This is a genomic window from Planococcus sp. FY231025 (genome assembly GCF_052078085.1).
In the GTDB taxonomy this organism is placed as follows: Bacteria; Bacillota; Bacilli; order Bacillales_A; family Planococcaceae; genus Planococcus.
Map to the genome: position 1 here is coordinate 594,056 of NZ_JBQJJG010000004.1, position 14,297 is coordinate 608,352.

The following is a 14,297-nucleotide window of genomic DNA, read 5'->3' on the forward strand; positions in this document are numbered from 1 at the left end:
ATGGCGGATACAAACCTGAGATTTCAAGTTTCAGTTCAACCGGATTGGGTCGACTATAACGGCCATATGAACGATGCCGCGTATGCCAAAGTTTTCAGTTTGGCTGCTGATGAATTTATTGAAGCTATCGGTTTGGATGCCGAAGCACGCAAACAATACATTTACACAATGTTTACGCTGGAAACGCACCTTTGTTATTTGAAGGAAGCCCATGAAGGTGAACCGTTGCGTGTCAGCTACCAGCTTTTGGACAGCGATGCCAAACGCTTACACATCTTTTTGGGGATGGAAAATGCGGCTGGTGATATCGTAGCGACGAGCGAACAGATGCTGATGGGCATGGACGCTGAACAAGGGCGGCCCGCACCGTTTCCGAAGCCAGTTGCTGAAAAAGTTGAAAAGATTCAAGACGAACATAAAGGGCTGGACTTGCCGAAACAAGTCAGCCGAACGATCGGATTCCGGCGTTGAGACTGGAACAAGAGAATAGAGGAGAATGTTGATGAAAAAGATTGAAGTGAACAACTTAACGAAAATCTTTGGCGCTCATCCACAGCAAGGGCTCAAACGTTTGAAAAACGGAGAACAAAAGGAAGATATATTGGCCAAGACGGGCATGACAGTCGGAGTCAACCAAGCCAGTTTTTCAGTTGAACCGGGTGAATTCTTTGTCATTATGGGGTTGTCGGGCAGCGGGAAATCGACGTTGATCCGCCTGATCAACCGGTTGATCGAACCGACTGACGGCGAAGTGCTGATTGACGGACAAGACATTACCAAGATGGATAAGAATGAACTGATCAAAGCAAGACGGGAAAAACTAGGCATGGTGTTCCAACAGTTCGGGCTGTTCCCACACCGGACAGTTTTGGAGAATGTCGCTTACGGGCTGGAAATCCAAGGAGTCAAGAAAGAAGAGCGCAGCAAGCGTGCCCAGAAATCGATCGAAGATGTCGGGCTGCAGGGCTACGAAAAAAGCTACCCTAAAGAACTGAGCGGCGGCATGCAGCAGCGCGTCGGACTTGCCCGGGCTTTGGCGAACGATTCGGATATCCTGTTAATGGATGAAGCGTTCAGTGCACTTGATCCGCTGATCCGGAAAGAGATGCAGGATGAATTGCTGAATCTGCAGAGCAAATTGGGCAAGACGATTCTATTCATCACCCATGACCTGGATGAGGCGCTGAAACTGGGCGACCGCATCGCCATCATGAAGAACGGGGAAATCGTCCAGGTCGGGACTGCGGATGAAATCCTGGAAAATCCGGCCAATGAATATGTTTCGAATTTCGTAAAAGACGTGGATCGCTCCAAAGTGCTCATGGCATCGCATGTCATGAAAAAGCCGATTGTCCATATGGCAGACAAGAGCGGCGCGCTGGCAGCAGTGAAGAAGATGGAAGACGCCGGCGTATCAAGCATCTTCGTAGTTGATAAAAACAATAACTTCCAAGGTCTGTTGACAATTGATGATGCCATCAAGGCTTATAAAGAAAGCGCGCCGATCGGAGAGGTGCTCATCAAAGACATTCAAAGCATCTCGCCTGATACGCCGTTGAATGACCTTTTCGGCATCGCAGTGGAAGCCAAATACCCTCTCGCGGTCATAAAGGACGAGAAGCTGTTGGGGATTGTTTCACGGGTCTCCATTCTTTCGGGGCTGGTCTTAGGAAAAGATGAGGTGGCGGCTGTATGAACTACTTCGACCTTCCGCTTGAACAATGGACAAATGAATTCGTAGATGGATGGCTGTTGCCGGTTACCGGTGAATTTTTCGGAGCCATCAGCAACGGGCTGCGGACGTTTGTCGATGGAATGACGAATCTTCTGATCTCCATTCCGCCTGAATTGCTGACCGTCTTGCTGGTGCTGCTTGCCTGGAAAATCGCCGGAAAAGGCGTCGCGCTCTTTGCGCTGGCAGGCGGCCTCTACCTTGGCTCGGTCGGCTTATGGGAATCGGCGATGCAGACGGTAGCCATCGTCATGGTTTCTACATTTATATCGGTTCTGATCGGCGTTCCATTCGGCATCCTTGCAGCAACGAACAAAACGATAGCGAATATTGTGCGCCCCGTGCTGGATTTCATGCAGACATTGCCAAGCTTTGTTTACCTTATTCCGGCAATCCTGCTGTTCGGCCTTGGCAATGTGCCGGCAGTGATTGCGACGTTCGTTTTCGCGACCCCTCCGGCAGTCCGGATGACTACGCTGGGAATCCAGCAAGTCCCGGCTGACGTCGTAGAAGCTTCCAAGGCGTTCGGTTCGACAAAATGGCAGCTGCTTTCCAAAGTCCAGCTGCCGCTCGCAACGCCTTCCATCATGGCAGGCATCAACCAGACGATGATGCTTGCCTTGTCGATGGCAGTCATCGCTTCGATGATCGGCGCGCCCGGACTCGGCTCGGTTGTGCTGCAAGGGATTTCGACCGTTAATGTCGGTCTTGGCCTGACAGGCGGTTTGGGAATCGTCGTCCTAGCCATTATCATGGACCGGATCACACAAGGATTTGCACGCAAACTCTAAAAAATGAAAAGAGGAAATCAAAAATGAAAAAAGTTCTACTGACACTTACCATTATTTTATTGGCTGCATTTGCAGCAGCCTGTTCATCGGAAACTGCTGAAACGGAAGAAGGGACAGCTGGCCAATCCCAAAAAACCATTACGTTTGGGGTAACGCCGTGGACCAGCACAGTGCCACCGACAAAGATTGCCGGCTTGATCCTGGAAGATATGGGCTATGAAGTGAAAGAGACCGAAGCGGATGCCGGCAGCGTCTACATGGGCCTTTCACGCGGAGATCTCGATGTATTCATGGATGCGTGGGTGCCGATGCACCAAAACTACCTGGACAAATTCGAAGGCAAAATCGAGAGTACTGCTGTAAGCTATCCGGAAGCGGATACCGGTTGGACAGTTCCGGCTTATATGGAAGACATCAATTCCCTTGAAGACTTGAAAGGCCGTGAAGGCGAATTCAACAACGAGTTCTATGGCATTGAAAAGGGAGCGGGTGCTTCCATCGAAAGCGATGAAATCATCAAAGCTTATGAGTTCGACTTTACACAAGTTAATTCATCTGAAGGCGGCATGCTTGCACAGGCGCAGCGCATGATGGAACAGGAAAAGCCGGTGGTCTTCTACGGCTGGAGACCGCATACGATGTTCAATAAATTCGACCTGAAAGTACTAACGAATGAAAAAGGGTTCTTTGAAACTTCTTCAGTGGAAGTCATCACGAACAGCGAATTGAAAGAAAATGCGCCAGAAGCTTATGAATTCCTTAGCAACTGGAACATTACAATCGATGAAGTTGAAAAAATGATCGTGAAGATCGAAGAAGGCGGAGATCCGGTGGCAGTCGCCCAGGAATGGATCGACAATAACCCTGACAAAGTAGCGGAAATGAAAGGCGAATAACAGAATAAAAACCGGGGCTTCCAAGTGAAAAGGAAGGTCCCGGCTTTTTTCTGTCGAATAGAGTTAAGAAAGAGGAGGGTGAATGATGGAATTGATCAATACGCCTTATTACTTGAATGAGAAAAATAAACACATAAATAAAGTGCTGAACTTCGGGAAAGTGAATGTCGTCAACATGCAGCTCCAGTTGGGCGAGGAAGTGGCGGAACATGATGTGGATGCAGATGTCCTGATTATTGTAAAGACAGGGAAAGTGGCCTTTACGGTAGAAGGGGAAGAAGTGGAAGTGTCGCCGCAGAACGTCCTTCACATGAACCTTGGCGAACGGCATAGTTTGAAAGCTTTGGAAGTCAGTGACTTTCTCGTTTTGCAAATCAAGCAGGCATAAGAGAACCCGCGCTGAATCAGCGTGGGTTCTTGATGTTTTGGGACATTAATAAAGCAAGTTAGCTACAAAGACAGGTTTCTTATTATGCCCGTCGAATCTATCAAGGCGCCTGCGCTTTTCTCTTGTCCAGCTCCGGCGCCTAGGCCCTCGAGTCGCTTCGGTCTTGTCCCGAATGGCAAAAAGCGCCATTCATGCCAAGCCCTCCAGCGCTTGTCGGGCCTTGCAAGGCGCCTGCGCTTTTCTCTTGTCCAGCTCCGGCGCCTAGGCCCTCGAGTCGCTTCGGTCTAGTCCCGAATGGCAAAAAGCGCCATTCATGCCAAGCCCTCCAGAGCTTGTCGGGCCTTGCAAGGCGCCTGCGCTTTTCTCTTGTCCAGCTCCAACGGCCAGGTTCTCGGGTCGTAAGCCAGCCTGGCTGTGCGGCAAAATGCGCCGCTTCGCCAGGCCGTTAAACCCCTCTGCTCCTGCAGTGCTTTGCGCTTCGTCGCAAAGAGATAGCCCAAACTACTTTTGGGCTACCACTTGCCTGTCGAACCTAAACGGCCGTTTCCGCTTTTCTATTCACCAGTCGATTTGTTCTGGGTATTCGGCTTTGAACTGGATTTCGTGTATGGCTTTTTTTGCCGGGGTGGCAGCTGTCAGGACTTGTTGGCGGAACGCCTGGTAGTCGTTATCCTGCACGGCAATTTTTACCGCGACAACAGGGAGCGTATTCTCGCGCTGCTGTTTGGGCATATCGATAAACTTTAGATTCAGGAAGTCGATGTATTGGACGGCGTAATCGCTGACCGTCGGTGTCTGGCTGAATGTTTTCAGGATGGTCTGGTACTGTTCCTCGGGCACCTGGCCATGAAGGCAATCGAGCACAAGCGCCTGGAAATGCCGGATCAGGTGGAGCTCGGGATCCCAGTCGGGAAATTCGACATCCGCCTGATGGAGGCGGACAAAATCATTCAAAGCCACAATGGCATACAAAATCTCCGGCCATAGCACTTCGGCCGAGAAATAGATGTTTTTGTCCGGCGCAATAAAACGGTGCTGCTTTTTTATATGCTCGGTCATGCCGTTGAAGACCGGTTCGATGTTGCGGTCGCCTTGGGCTGCATGCCGGATTTCGTAGGCAATCCCTAAAAGGCGGGTGCGCGACCCGGTGTAGTTATGGTATTTGTTTTCGTCGCCGATAACGTGGTAGATCGCTTTGTTCAGTTCGTCCAAGTCGAAATAATCGCCGCTAATTTTTACGCCCGCATGATTGGGGGTGTTCTGTATCGTCAGCATATCTACATCTCCTATTCCTATCGTTTCGGTTTATAGTCAAGTTCGCGGAACAGTTCGTTCCGTTCGCTGTCGGTCAGATCACGCCATTCGCCGACTGCAAGGCTGCCGAGATGGATGTTCATGATGCGTACGCGCTTCAAGCTTCTCACTTCGTAGCCAAGCGCTTGGCACATGCGGCGGATCTGGCGGTTGAGCCCCTGTTTGATGGTCAGGCGGAACGTATATTTCGAGATTTTCTCAGCTTTTGCGGGCAGCGTTTTCGTATCCAATATTTCAACGCCTTCCGACATCTTCTTCAAAAAGGACTCCGTGACCGGCATATCGACTTTCACGATATATTCTTTTTCGTGCTCATTTTCAGCCCGCAGAATTTCGTTGACGATGTCGCCGTCATTGGTCAATAAAATCAGCCCTTCTGAATCCTTGTCGAGCCTGCCGACATGGAAAATCCGGAGCGGATGGTTGATGAAGTCGACAATATTGCCTTCGATATGGCGTTCAGTCGTGCTGGTGATGCCGACCGGTTTGTTGAGGGCGATATAGACATATTCCTCTTTTGGCTGTTCGATCAGTTTGCCGTCTACATGCACCTGGTCCTCCGGCAGAACCTTGCTCCCGAGTTCGGCCAATTGCCCGTTGATGGTCACCCGCCCGTCTTCGATGAATTTATCCGCCCCTCGGCGGGAAGTGATGCCTGTTTCGCTTAGAAATTTATTGATTCGCATAGTAATATCCCTTCATTTGCTTATTTTCTGCTTTTATTTATTATACCCTTGCAGGCCATTAAACAAAACGGGGCCATATATTCCTAAAAAGGGTTGCAATTTTCCAATTCTTTTGACAATATAGAAGGGAAGCTGTTTCTTTGCATGCGTTGGAGTACAACTTTTGTGTAAGCGCATACAAAGAAGCGAACTATACAAATAAAGGGAGGAAACAGAATGGTAATGGAATACGCAATGCCGAATACGCAAGGAGCGAAGCACTCGTTTAAAGAACGGTATGAAAACTATATAAATGGGGAATGGCGTGCTCCGGCAAAAGGCCAGTATTTTGACAACGTTTCCCCGGTAAACGGCAAGAAATTCACGGAAGTTGCACGCTCTACAGCTGAGGATGTGGAAGCGGCGCTTGATGCTGCTCATGCGGCAAAAGATGCATGGGGCAAGACTTCCGTTACGGAACGGGCGAATATCCTTTTGAAAATCGCTGATCGGATGGAAGAGAACCTGGAAATGTTGGCAGTTGCGGAAACATGGGACAACGGAAAAGCTGTGCGTGAAACGCTGAATGCCGACATTCCATTGGCCATTGACCACTATCGCTATTTTGCAGGGGTCATCCGTGCACAAGAAGGATCGCTCAGCCAGATTGATGAAAATACAGTTGCTTATCATTTCCACGAGCCGCTTGGCGTGGTAGCGCAGATCATCCCTTGGAACTTCCCGCTGCTGATGGCGACTTGGAAATTGGCGCCAGCCTTGGCTGCAGGAAACTGTGTGGTATTGAAACCTGCTGAACAGACACCGGCGAGCATCATGGTCTGGGCTGAACTGGTCGGCGACCTTCTTCCGCCAGGCGTTTTGAATATCGTCAACGGCTTCGGACTGGAAGCAGGAAAACCGCTTGCGTCGAGCCCGCGCGTCAGCAAAGTGGCATTCACCGGTGAAACGACAACCGGCCGGATGATCATGCAGTACGCATCGCAAAACCTGATTCCGGTCACGTTGGAGCTGGGCGGCAAATCGCCGAACATCTTCTTCAAGGATGTCATGGACCAGGACGATGCATTCCTCGACAAAGCGATCGAAGGATTTGTCATGTTCGCGCTGAACCAGGGCGAAGTATGTACATGCCCATCCCGCGTATTGATCCAGGAAGACATTTACGAAGAGTTCATGGCCCGCGCCTTGAAACGTGTTGAAGCGATCAAAATCGGAAATCCGCTGGATCCGGAAACGATGATGGGGGCCCAAGCTTCCAAGGAGCAAATGGAAAAGATCATGTCCTACCTGGATATCGGCAAGCAGGAAGGCGCTGAAGTCCTTGCAGGCGGAGACCGCAATGCATTGGAAGGCGATCTAGCTGAAGGCTTCTATATCAAACCGACCGTATTCAAAGGAAACAACAAAATGCGCATTTTCCAGGAAGAAATCTTCGGTCCGGTCGTTTCCGTGACCACTTTCAAGACGAAAGAAGAAGCAATGGAACTTGCGAATGATACGCTATACGGCCTTGGAGCGGGCATCTGGACACGTGATACGCATACGGCATACCGTTTCGGCCGCGGCATCCAAGCAGGACGCGTCTGGACAAACTGCTACCACCAGTATCCTGCGCACGCAGCATTCGGCGGCTACAAAATGTCCGGTTTCGGCCGTGAAAACCACAAAATGATGCTTAGCCATTACCAGAACACGAAAAACATGCTCGTCAGCTACAGCGAAGACAAGCAAGGGTTCTTTTGATTAGAAAGAAGGGATAGGCTATGGTCGAACGTGTAATTGCGACAGACGAAGCGCTCCAATTGATCGAGCTCTTGAAAAGCAAGCACGGGCCGGTCATGTTTCATCAGTCCGGAGGCTGCTGTGACGGCAGCTCCCCAATGTGCTATCCGGTAGGCGATTTGTTTTTGGGCGACCAGGATGTGCTACTCGGCGTAATCGGCGGCAGTGAATTCTATATGCACAAGAACCAATTCGACTATTGGAGCCATACGCAGCTGATCATTGACGTAGTGGAAGGGCGGGGCGGCATGTTCTCGCTCGAAGGCGTCGAAGGCAAGCGGTTTTTGACCCGTTCCCGGCCGTTTACGGCAGAGGAGACGAAAGAATTGCAACAGCAGGCGTAGCGACAACCGGGTGCTTCAGGCACCCGGTTTTGTTATGCCGAAAAATCGCCGGAAGCGGCTGGAAACCCTTTCAGAATCGGGGTTCAGGATGGATTTCGGGGCCCGGAAATGGTACAATAAAGGAATGAAAGGTGGTCATGATCTTGACGAAATTAGTTAACCGTGTTTCCCATGAACAAGCCAACCACGCGATTTCTTACGCATCCCACTCTCTAGTTACGGAAGGGTTTGATGTAACCAATGAGGATGAGAATTTTGTTCGGTCGGTTTTGACTGGTGAACGGACGGAAGCTCAATTCCACCGGGCCATTAAATCGAAGTTCGATGTCTAAATACCAGCATACATCGATGTATTGCTACCCTGACACGGATATCCTCATCAATCTTTTTGATTTGAAGGACGAAGAGAAGTTGAAGGAACTGGAGAAAGTCTATACGCTGTTCCGTCTGTCGGAATTGCGGATCCGTCCGCCTAAAGACCCGCTTGATATGGAGGCTTTCCTGGAAATTCATCGGTATATTTTGCAGGATGTCTACCCATTCGCCGGTGAACTGCGGAAAGAAATGATTTCAAAAGGTTCTTCTTCTTTCGCCCATCCGAAATTCATCGATGTAGAAATGCGCAAAATCTTTGCCGGGCTGGCAGAGGAAAATTACTTGAAAGGGCTGCCGCGGGAAAAGCTGATTGCCCGTCTGGCCCATTACCTGGCAGAATTGAATGCCCTTCATCCGTTCCGGGAAGGGAACGGACGCACCGTACGGGAGTTTGCCCGACAGCTGGCATTAAATGCGGGATACCGGCTTGATTGGGAAAAGATTGCCGCTCCAGCTGAAATCATCAATGCGTTTGTGGATTCTTTCAATACGAATAACGAACGGCTTGAAAATCTTTTAGATGAAGTCATTGCAGCATAAAGCCTGCCAGCGAAATTCGCGGGCAGGCTTTATTATTGTCCCTCTTCTATAGGAGCCGGATTGGCTTTCAGCCAGTCAATGCCGAATTCCACCAATGGGCGCATCTCTACAAGTTTCACTTCCGCCTGCCCGAGCATGCCGGTCTGGATTTCACCGGGATATGCTTTGGCTAGCTCTGGAAACCGGTCGGCATCCATATCTACACATTGGAACTCCACCCATTGCCGCTTGCCGTCTTTCATGACAGCCGCGCCTTGGGGAGAAGTTGTCCGAGTTTCCTGGACGAACTCTGCGTAATGCAGCGCCGTACAGGAATCAAAACCGGTCCCAATCAGCAGAATCTTCACTTCGCTTTCCATCATTTTTCCGAGAGGCGACCCGGGGCCGAACGAATTCTCGATCGGCTGTTTGCTCATCCAGTCAGCCGCCTGCTTGCCCCAAGCGATGAATGAATGGGAAGGGTGCGGGCTGCGGATTGTCCCGGGATGGCGATGGAAGGTTTCCGGTATCTTGCCCATGCCGCGCATCGGCGTCAGGTGCGGGTCGAAAGCCGGCAATCCTTCGCGAAGCGGCTGATGCCAGTTTTCCGGGATGGGCGGGTTCATCCAATAGGAAGGCTCTGAGTTGTCCGTAGACTGCGCGGGCATGATCAATGTCCCTTCGGCGGTTACGTTCTCCAATAACGCTTCTACGACAGCCTGAGGGCCGCCGGCGATCCATCCCATCGATTTTAGCGAGGAATGGACGATGAGCGAGTCGCCTGGATTGATGCCTAGGGCTTTTAATTGGCCTTTTAGCGTTTCTTTGGATTGAAATTCAGGTGTATTCAAGATTCTCAATAATTCTGTCATAACGGTTCCCCCTCATTTTTACTATATCATAATAGAAGAAAACGGCTGTTCAAGTTCTTAGGAGAAACGGAGTGTTGAAAATGGAAGCAAGGCCTATGAAAGAATCCCGCACCATCCAGACAAAACTCGTATTGCCGCCCGATACCAATCATATGGATTCTATTTTCGGAGGGAAAGTGCTTGCCTACATCGATGAGATCGCCGGAATTTCTGCGATGAAGCATTCGCGCTGCCAGGTCGTGACAGCATCGATCGATTCGGTCGATTTCCTGTCGTCGGCCCATGTCGGCGATGTGCTCGAATTGGAAGCGAACGTCACATCGACCGGCCGCACATCGATGGAAGTCTACGTCCGCGTCAAATCGCAGAATCTCCAGACCGGTGAAGAACGGTTGACGACCGAGTCGTTCCTGACCATGGTGGCGATGGGGGAAGACGGCAAGCCGGTGGCAGTGCCGAAAGTCATTCCGGAGTCCGAAGGGGAAAAGCTGTTCCACGAAACGGCGCCTGCACGCCGGGAACACCGGAAAATGCGTGTGAAAACGCCGAGATAAAGCAAAAAAGTTCCGGAACCATCCGGAACTTTTTTATATTTTCCTATCCGATTTTACATTCGCCAACGTATCGCCCGTGTGACCGCTGATGATGGATAGGCTTCCGTCGGTTTCGAGCACGACGGCTTTTACACCCTCCATGTCGCCAGTGCCTTGGTTGCGGACCGCCTGCAATATTTCGGCTTTATTGATCCGTTCCTTTTTCATGGCTCCTTCAAGAAATGAACCATCCAAATAAAGCAATTGCGGTTCGGATTTGATGAATTTGCTGAAGCCGTTCCAGCGGACGGCCATGAAAGTGATGGCATACTGCATTAAAATCAGCAAAGCGAACGCCGTCAAGCCTTCCAGCAGGCTTACATCCTTGCTGAGAAGAATGGTAGCTAGCGTAGAACCGAGCGCCACCGTCACCACCAGGTCGAAAGCGTTCAGTTTGGTGAGTGTCCGTTTTCCAGACGCGCGCAAAAATACCACGAGCCCGATATAAGCAAGTATGCCCACGGAAATGATGCGGATAAAGCTGTCCAGCGTGATCGAGAACATTGTACCTCCCCTTTCAATGAAAAGTTTCGCGTCTTGGACTTATCAACATGTGGATAAGCCCATATTAGCTCCCGAAATTCCAAAAAGGGGCCTGTTATCCCCCGGTAGAGGAGGATATCCCCCATATTATGTGCATAACGAAAGTTATCCACCGAAAAAAGGGGAGCTTGCGGCTTTTCCATCTTCCTTTATTCTTTACTTTCCCTGTGAAGCCGGCAGCAAACGGAATTACGGCAGTTTCCGATTGTCGATCCAATCTTTTCCGGTATATCGGCTGAAAGGCGGAAATGAAAAAAGGGCAGCCGGAAGCTGCCCTTTTTTGATGGATTAATTTTTCGCCAAAAGCTCTTCGAAATAAGAACCGAATTCTTTTGAACGTTTTAGGATCGTACTTGAAGAAACGCCGAATTTTTCGCTCAGATCTTTAGGAGCAAGCATCGGCCCTTTGATCAATTCATGATCCTGAAGGAATCTCCAATACCCTGCAACAAGTGCTTCGGGCTTTTGGACCGACGGCTGCTGGCTTACCAGGTAGCTGTTGAGGATGCTGGTTACATTGTCGACGGTTTCCGCATCGAAATCAGCTTCTTCAACATGCTTGGCAAGTTCTGCCATAACGGATTCGTGTTCAGGGGAAAGCTCGATGCTTTCGTCAACCGTACCCGTCGAGTACTTCACGATCATTTCCACGACCGCCAAGTAATTGTCGCGCAGATAAGCGGCTCCGTCTGTAGCATTCGCTTCGGCCATCTTCGCTTTCACTCCTTCAAAGAGTGGATCGAAGTCGCCGACGACTGTCAGGTAGCCGTTCAGGAACAATGCGCCGTCTTTTCCGATGCGGGAATCCGGCAGAAGGATGGCAAGGAGGCCTTGGCCGTCCTGCATATCCGTCGGCGGCTGGTCCGTCATCTGGATGGTTTCACCGGTAAAAGCATCTTTGAACTGCGCAGACGCTTCATTTCCTTCGACGTATTGCCCAAGGAACACTTTGGCGTCTTTCCAGTTTTCAAGTACTTCTTTAGTGGACGGGCGCTGGGCGAGCTCCACTTGTTTCGTCAGGAAAGCTTCCCAAAGTTCAGGCTTTTGCATGAACAGGAAGTTCTCGATGACAAATGCCTGTGCATCGTTTTCCGCCATGGATTGCATCAAGCGCGGCTGCCATTCCTGCTGAAGTTCGCGGAAAGCCGGCAGCTGTTCCTGGTTCGGGTTTTCCGAAAAGAATTGCTGGCGAACTTTGAACAATTCTTCGTTCACCAAGTCATTGATGGAAACCGTCTGCTGCTTTCCGTGGCATTTCTTGTATTTTTTTCCGCTGCCGCATGGGCAAGGGTCATTTCTTCCAACCATTCTAATCACCTACAGTTTTTCATTGAGTGTAACATAAAATGGCGCTGCGCTCAAAAGTCCGATGATTCAGACGCCAATTTGCCGTATAAATACATGTCATGGCGCTTGCCGTCCCGCTGCAGAAATTCACGGAACACGCCTTCTTTTTGGAAGCTCAGTTTTTCATACATGGCCATCGCGGGTGCGTTGTATCCGAAGACCGTCAACTGGAGGCGATGGAGGTTGAGTTCGTTCCAGGCGTAATGCATCAGCAGGCGCATCGCCTCCGTCCCGCATCCGCTGCCCTGGTAATCTTCGCCGAGTGCGATGGAGAGCCAGCCGACCCGGTGGGGCCATTCAATGTCTTCGATGGCGCAGACGCCCATGAAGTTTTCGTTATCAACCGGGCGGATCGCGAAGCGGAAATCCTTGTCCGAACTTTCCTGGAACCATTCCGTTGCCTGTTTTTCTGAAACTTCTCGGATAGGGCTGGAATTATAGTTGCGCCCGAAAGCGGCTTCGCTGTTCCACGTTCTGTAGATTGGCAGATCTTCTGCCCGCATTGCGGTCAAACGGATTTTTTCTCCTTTGAACATAATCTGGCCCCTTTATGCAAACAATTTAATTCCCAATGAATCCAGTACGTGCTGCGGCACGAAGAAGCGGGCAGTCACAAGCGGATCGACCACTTGGCTGATCTGTGCGTCCCCTGCTGCACTCATCAGCATCGTCATTTCGCTGACGCTCATATCGGTATGCGGCAGCAGCAGGTCGATCGTCTCTTCAACCGCAATTTTGATCGCTTCATCGAGCGTCATCGCGGAAACAAGCAGCGCAAAACCGTCTTCGTTCTGGAGGATCGGGTATTTGGAATGCGTCCCTTTGATGACATCGAACGTCACGGTGGCGCGCCCGGGCACTTCGATGCCGGAAACGCTCACTTCGCCGTCGCCCATGGCCGCATGGAAATCGCCCAGTGCGAACAGCGCGCCTTCAGCGAACACCGGGAAGTAGAGCGTGGCGCCTTTGGTGATGAGCTTTGTGTCCATATTGCCGCCGTGCGCGCCGGGCGTCCCGCAGGACACCGGAGCGCCTTCAGGGGCAACGCCGATGACGCCGATCATCGTATTCAGCGGCAACTCCAATTGTTCATTGAATACGGCTTTCCCGTCTTTGATCGGAACGATCTTCGATTCCATCGCTTCCATGCGATGGCCCATGACTCCGAGCCCGGGGCCGGTCACCATGACGCCTTGGCTGCCGATTTCAAGGTCGTCGATCGTTACTTTGAGAAGGTCGCCGATTTCTGCCCCCTCGATGAAGATCGGGCCGGTAGCCGGGTTGATTTCATTCCAGTCGATCGCCGATACTTCCTGCTCTTCGGACTGGATCTGGTTCTGGAAGCAGTCATAGGTGTCGATGGCCACCGTATCGCCCGGTTTGGCGTGCATAACGGGCTCGTTCATGGACGAAAAGCTGTAGATGACTTTATTTGTAGATAAGGTTTTCATGTAATTGTCCTCCTATTTTTAATATTTACATAATTGTATCAATCCGGAATGCGAATAGCAAAACCGAATGTGCAACTGCCGGAGGGCTGTAGTAAGATGAAAATACACTATTGAAACAGGGGGAAGGGCATGAACGAACAAGCCATACGAGAGCTGGTTGCCTGGATGAAGATCATCCTGCTTACTGCCTTGATCATCCTGGTTTTCCGCCAGTTCCTGTTCGAACCGGTATCGGTGCATGGCCGGTCGATGATGCCGACGTTCGAGGAGGACGATAAGGTGCTGCTGGTGAAGATCAGTCCGATCGAAAATTTCGACCTCATTGTTTTTAAGGCGCCGGAAGGCAAAAATTTTATCAAGCGGGTGATCGGGACTCCCGGCGACCGGCTGAAGATGGAAGAGGATCAGCTGTATTTGAACGGCAGGAAAGTGGACGAGCCTTATTTGAAGGAAAACCGGGAGTGGGCAAAAGAGCAAGGCTATCCGCAGCTGACAACCGAATTCGGGGAATTCACGGTTCCCACCGGCTATTATTTTGTCCTCGGCGACAACCGGCTGAACAGTGTGGACTCCCGGACCATCGGCTTTATCCGGCGGGATGCGGTGCTTGGCGAAGTGAAATACCGGATTTCGCCGCTCCGGCATTTCGGTCCGGTGGAATAAT

The 14,297-nt window shown here is 50.8% G+C and carries 18 protein-coding genes; 11 read left to right on the top strand and 7 right to left on the bottom strand.

Features of this window, described 5'->3' with window-relative positions:
* The 5 genes from ACTL32_RS06105 (at position 1) to ACTL32_RS06125 (ending at position 3,807) form a co-directional block, all read left to right on the top strand.
* Positions 1-471, top strand: a complete 471-nt coding sequence (locus ACTL32_RS06105) for a thioesterase family protein (RefSeq protein ID WP_441340634.1) — start codon at positions 1-3, stop codon at positions 469-471.
* 31 nt (positions 472-502) lie between these two features.
* On the top strand, positions 503-1,696 hold the full coding sequence (locus ACTL32_RS06110) for a quaternary amine ABC transporter ATP-binding protein (RefSeq protein WP_204891368.1): 1,194 nt from the start codon (positions 503-505) through the stop codon (positions 1,694-1,696).
* Positions 1,693-2,523 (top strand): ABC transporter permease, encoded by an 831-nt coding sequence (locus ACTL32_RS06115; RefSeq protein WP_441340635.1) that lies wholly within the window; start codon positions 1,693-1,695, stop codon positions 2,521-2,523. Before ACTL32_RS06110 ends, ACTL32_RS06115 begins: the two co-directional genes overlap by 4 nt.
* A gap of 23 nt (positions 2,524-2,546) precedes the next feature.
* Complete coding sequence (locus ACTL32_RS06120) at positions 2,547-3,419, top strand: glycine betaine ABC transporter substrate-binding protein (RefSeq protein WP_441340636.1); 873 nt, start codon at positions 2,547-2,549, stop codon at positions 3,417-3,419.
* 85 nt (positions 3,420-3,504) lie between these two features.
* Positions 3,505-3,807 carry a hypothetical protein gene (locus ACTL32_RS06125; protein WP_441340637.1) on the top strand — a complete coding sequence of 101 codons (303 nt, stop codon included), beginning with the start codon at positions 3,505-3,507 and terminating at the stop codon, positions 3,805-3,807.
* A 558-nt stretch (positions 3,808-4,365) separates the two neighbouring features.
* On the opposite strand, the gene ACTL32_RS06130 is transcribed toward ACTL32_RS06125, so the two are convergent.
* Both ACTL32_RS06130 and rluF read right to left on the bottom strand, forming a co-directional pair.
* The gene (locus tag ACTL32_RS06130; protein ID WP_441340638.1) at positions 4,366-5,082 is read right to left on the bottom strand and encodes a DUF6904 family protein; all 717 of its coding nucleotides are present in this window, start codon (positions 5,080-5,082) and stop codon (positions 4,366-4,368) included.
* A gap of 17 nt (positions 5,083-5,099) precedes the next feature.
* Positions 5,100-5,807: a 23S rRNA pseudouridine(2604) synthase RluF gene (gene rluF / locus ACTL32_RS06135; protein WP_441340639.1), complete on the bottom strand. Its 708-nt coding sequence runs from the start codon at positions 5,805-5,807 to the stop codon at positions 5,100-5,102.
* Between the two features lie 222 nt (positions 5,808-6,029).
* On the opposite strand from rluF, the gene adh reads away from it, so the two are divergent.
* The 4 genes from adh to ACTL32_RS06155 all read left to right on the top strand — a co-directional run bounded on the left by adh (position 6,030) and on the right by ACTL32_RS06155 (position 8,848).
* Complete coding sequence (gene adh, locus ACTL32_RS06140) at positions 6,030-7,550, top strand: aldehyde dehydrogenase (RefSeq protein WP_441340691.1); 1,521 nt, start codon at positions 6,030-6,032, stop codon at positions 7,548-7,550.
* 20 nt (positions 7,551-7,570) lie between these two features.
* On the top strand, positions 7,571-7,933 hold the full coding sequence (locus ACTL32_RS06145) for a DUF779 domain-containing protein (RefSeq protein WP_204891362.1): 363 nt from the start codon (positions 7,571-7,573) through the stop codon (positions 7,931-7,933).
* Between the two features lie 137 nt (positions 7,934-8,070).
* A complete protein-coding gene (locus ACTL32_RS06150; RefSeq protein WP_441340692.1) occupies positions 8,071-8,265 on the top strand; it encodes a hypothetical protein in 195 nt (64 codons plus the stop codon).
* Complete coding sequence (locus ACTL32_RS06155; protein WP_441340640.1) at positions 8,258-8,848, top strand: Fic/DOC family protein; 591 nt, start codon at positions 8,258-8,260, stop codon at positions 8,846-8,848. The genes ACTL32_RS06150 and ACTL32_RS06155 overlap by 8 nt, the downstream gene beginning before the upstream one ends.
* Before the next feature lie 32 nt (positions 8,849-8,880).
* Here ACTL32_RS06155 and ACTL32_RS06160 read toward each other — a convergent pair whose 3' ends face one another.
* The gene (locus ACTL32_RS06160) at positions 8,881-9,699 is read right to left on the bottom strand and encodes an aminoglycoside N(3)-acetyltransferase (RefSeq protein ID WP_441340641.1); all 819 of its coding nucleotides are present in this window, start codon (positions 9,697-9,699) and stop codon (positions 8,881-8,883) included.
* A gap of 80 nt (positions 9,700-9,779) precedes the next feature.
* On the opposite strand from ACTL32_RS06160, the gene ACTL32_RS06165 reads away from it, so the two are divergent.
* Positions 9,780-10,253 (top strand): acyl-CoA thioesterase, encoded by a 474-nt coding sequence (locus tag ACTL32_RS06165; protein ID WP_204891358.1) that lies wholly within the window; start codon positions 9,780-9,782, stop codon positions 10,251-10,253.
* 33 nt (positions 10,254-10,286) lie between these two features.
* Here ACTL32_RS06165 and ACTL32_RS06170 read toward each other — a convergent pair whose 3' ends face one another.
* The 4 genes from ACTL32_RS06170 to ACTL32_RS06185 form a co-directional block, all read right to left on the bottom strand.
* Complete coding sequence (locus tag ACTL32_RS06170; protein WP_441340642.1) at positions 10,287-10,796, bottom strand: DUF421 domain-containing protein; 510 nt, start codon at positions 10,794-10,796, stop codon at positions 10,287-10,289.
* A 327-nt stretch (positions 10,797-11,123) separates the two neighbouring features.
* Complete coding sequence (locus ACTL32_RS06175) at positions 11,124-12,143, bottom strand: SEC-C metal-binding domain-containing protein (RefSeq protein ID WP_441340643.1); 1,020 nt, start codon at positions 12,141-12,143, stop codon at positions 11,124-11,126.
* 50 nt (positions 12,144-12,193) lie between these two features.
* Positions 12,194-12,718 (bottom strand): GNAT family N-acetyltransferase, encoded by a 525-nt coding sequence (locus ACTL32_RS06180; protein WP_441340644.1) that lies wholly within the window; start codon positions 12,716-12,718, stop codon positions 12,194-12,196.
* Between the two features lie 12 nt (positions 12,719-12,730).
* Entirely contained in the window at positions 12,731-13,633 is a 903-nt protein-coding gene (locus tag ACTL32_RS06185; protein ID WP_441340645.1) for an acetamidase/formamidase family protein, read from the bottom strand.
* A gap of 129 nt (positions 13,634-13,762) precedes the next feature.
* Here ACTL32_RS06185 and lepB point away from each other — a divergent pair, with 129 nt between their 5' ends.
* Positions 13,763-14,296, top strand: a complete 534-nt coding sequence (gene lepB, locus ACTL32_RS06190; RefSeq protein WP_441340646.1) for a signal peptidase I — start codon at positions 13,763-13,765, stop codon at positions 14,294-14,296.
* The last annotated feature ends 1 nt before the right edge of the window (position 14,297 follow it).

Coding starts and splice junctions, on each gene's coding strand:
- ACTL32_RS06105 (WP_441340634.1), top strand. CDS start 1: ATGGCGGATACAAACCTGAGATTTCAAGTTTCAGTTCAACCGGATTGG.
- ACTL32_RS06110 (WP_204891368.1), top strand. CDS start 503: ATGAAAAAGATTGAAGTGAACAACTTAACGAAAATCTTTGGCGCTCAT.
- ACTL32_RS06115 (WP_441340635.1), top strand. CDS start 1,693: ATGAACTACTTCGACCTTCCGCTTGAACAATGGACAAATGAATTCGTA.
- ACTL32_RS06120 (WP_441340636.1), top strand. CDS start 2,547: ATGAAAAAAGTTCTACTGACACTTACCATTATTTTATTGGCTGCATTT.
- ACTL32_RS06125 (WP_441340637.1), top strand. CDS start 3,505: ATGGAATTGATCAATACGCCTTATTACTTGAATGAGAAAAATAAACAC.
- ACTL32_RS06130 (WP_441340638.1), bottom strand. CDS start 5,082: ATGCTGACGATACAGAACACCCCCAATCATGCGGGCGTAAAAATTAGC.
- rluF (WP_441340639.1), bottom strand. CDS start 5,807: ATGCGAATCAATAAATTTCTAAGCGAAACAGGCATCACTTCCCGCCGA.
- adh (WP_441340691.1), top strand. CDS start 6,030: ATGGAATACGCAATGCCGAATACGCAAGGAGCGAAGCACTCGTTTAAA.
- ACTL32_RS06145 (WP_204891362.1), top strand. CDS start 7,571: ATGGTCGAACGTGTAATTGCGACAGACGAAGCGCTCCAATTGATCGAG.
- ACTL32_RS06150 (WP_441340692.1), top strand. CDS start 8,071: ATGATCTTGACGAAATTAGTTAACCGTGTTTCCCATGAACAAGCCAAC.
- ACTL32_RS06155 (WP_441340640.1), top strand. CDS start 8,258: ATGTCTAAATACCAGCATACATCGATGTATTGCTACCCTGACACGGAT.
- ACTL32_RS06160 (WP_441340641.1), bottom strand. CDS start 9,699: ATGACAGAATTATTGAGAATCTTGAATACACCTGAATTTCAATCCAAA.
- ACTL32_RS06165 (WP_204891358.1), top strand. CDS start 9,780: ATGGAAGCAAGGCCTATGAAAGAATCCCGCACCATCCAGACAAAACTC.
- ACTL32_RS06170 (WP_441340642.1), bottom strand. CDS start 10,796: ATGTTCTCGATCACGCTGGACAGCTTTATCCGCATCATTTCCGTGGGC.
- ACTL32_RS06175 (WP_441340643.1), bottom strand. CDS start 12,143: ATGGTTGGAAGAAATGACCCTTGCCCATGCGGCAGCGGAAAAAAATAC.
- ACTL32_RS06180 (WP_441340644.1), bottom strand. CDS start 12,718: ATGTTCAAAGGAGAAAAAATCCGTTTGACCGCAATGCGGGCAGAAGAT.
- ACTL32_RS06185 (WP_441340645.1), bottom strand. CDS start 13,633: ATGAAAACCTTATCTACAAATAAAGTCATCTACAGCTTTTCGTCCATG.
- lepB (WP_441340646.1), top strand. CDS start 13,763: ATGAACGAACAAGCCATACGAGAGCTGGTTGCCTGGATGAAGATCATC.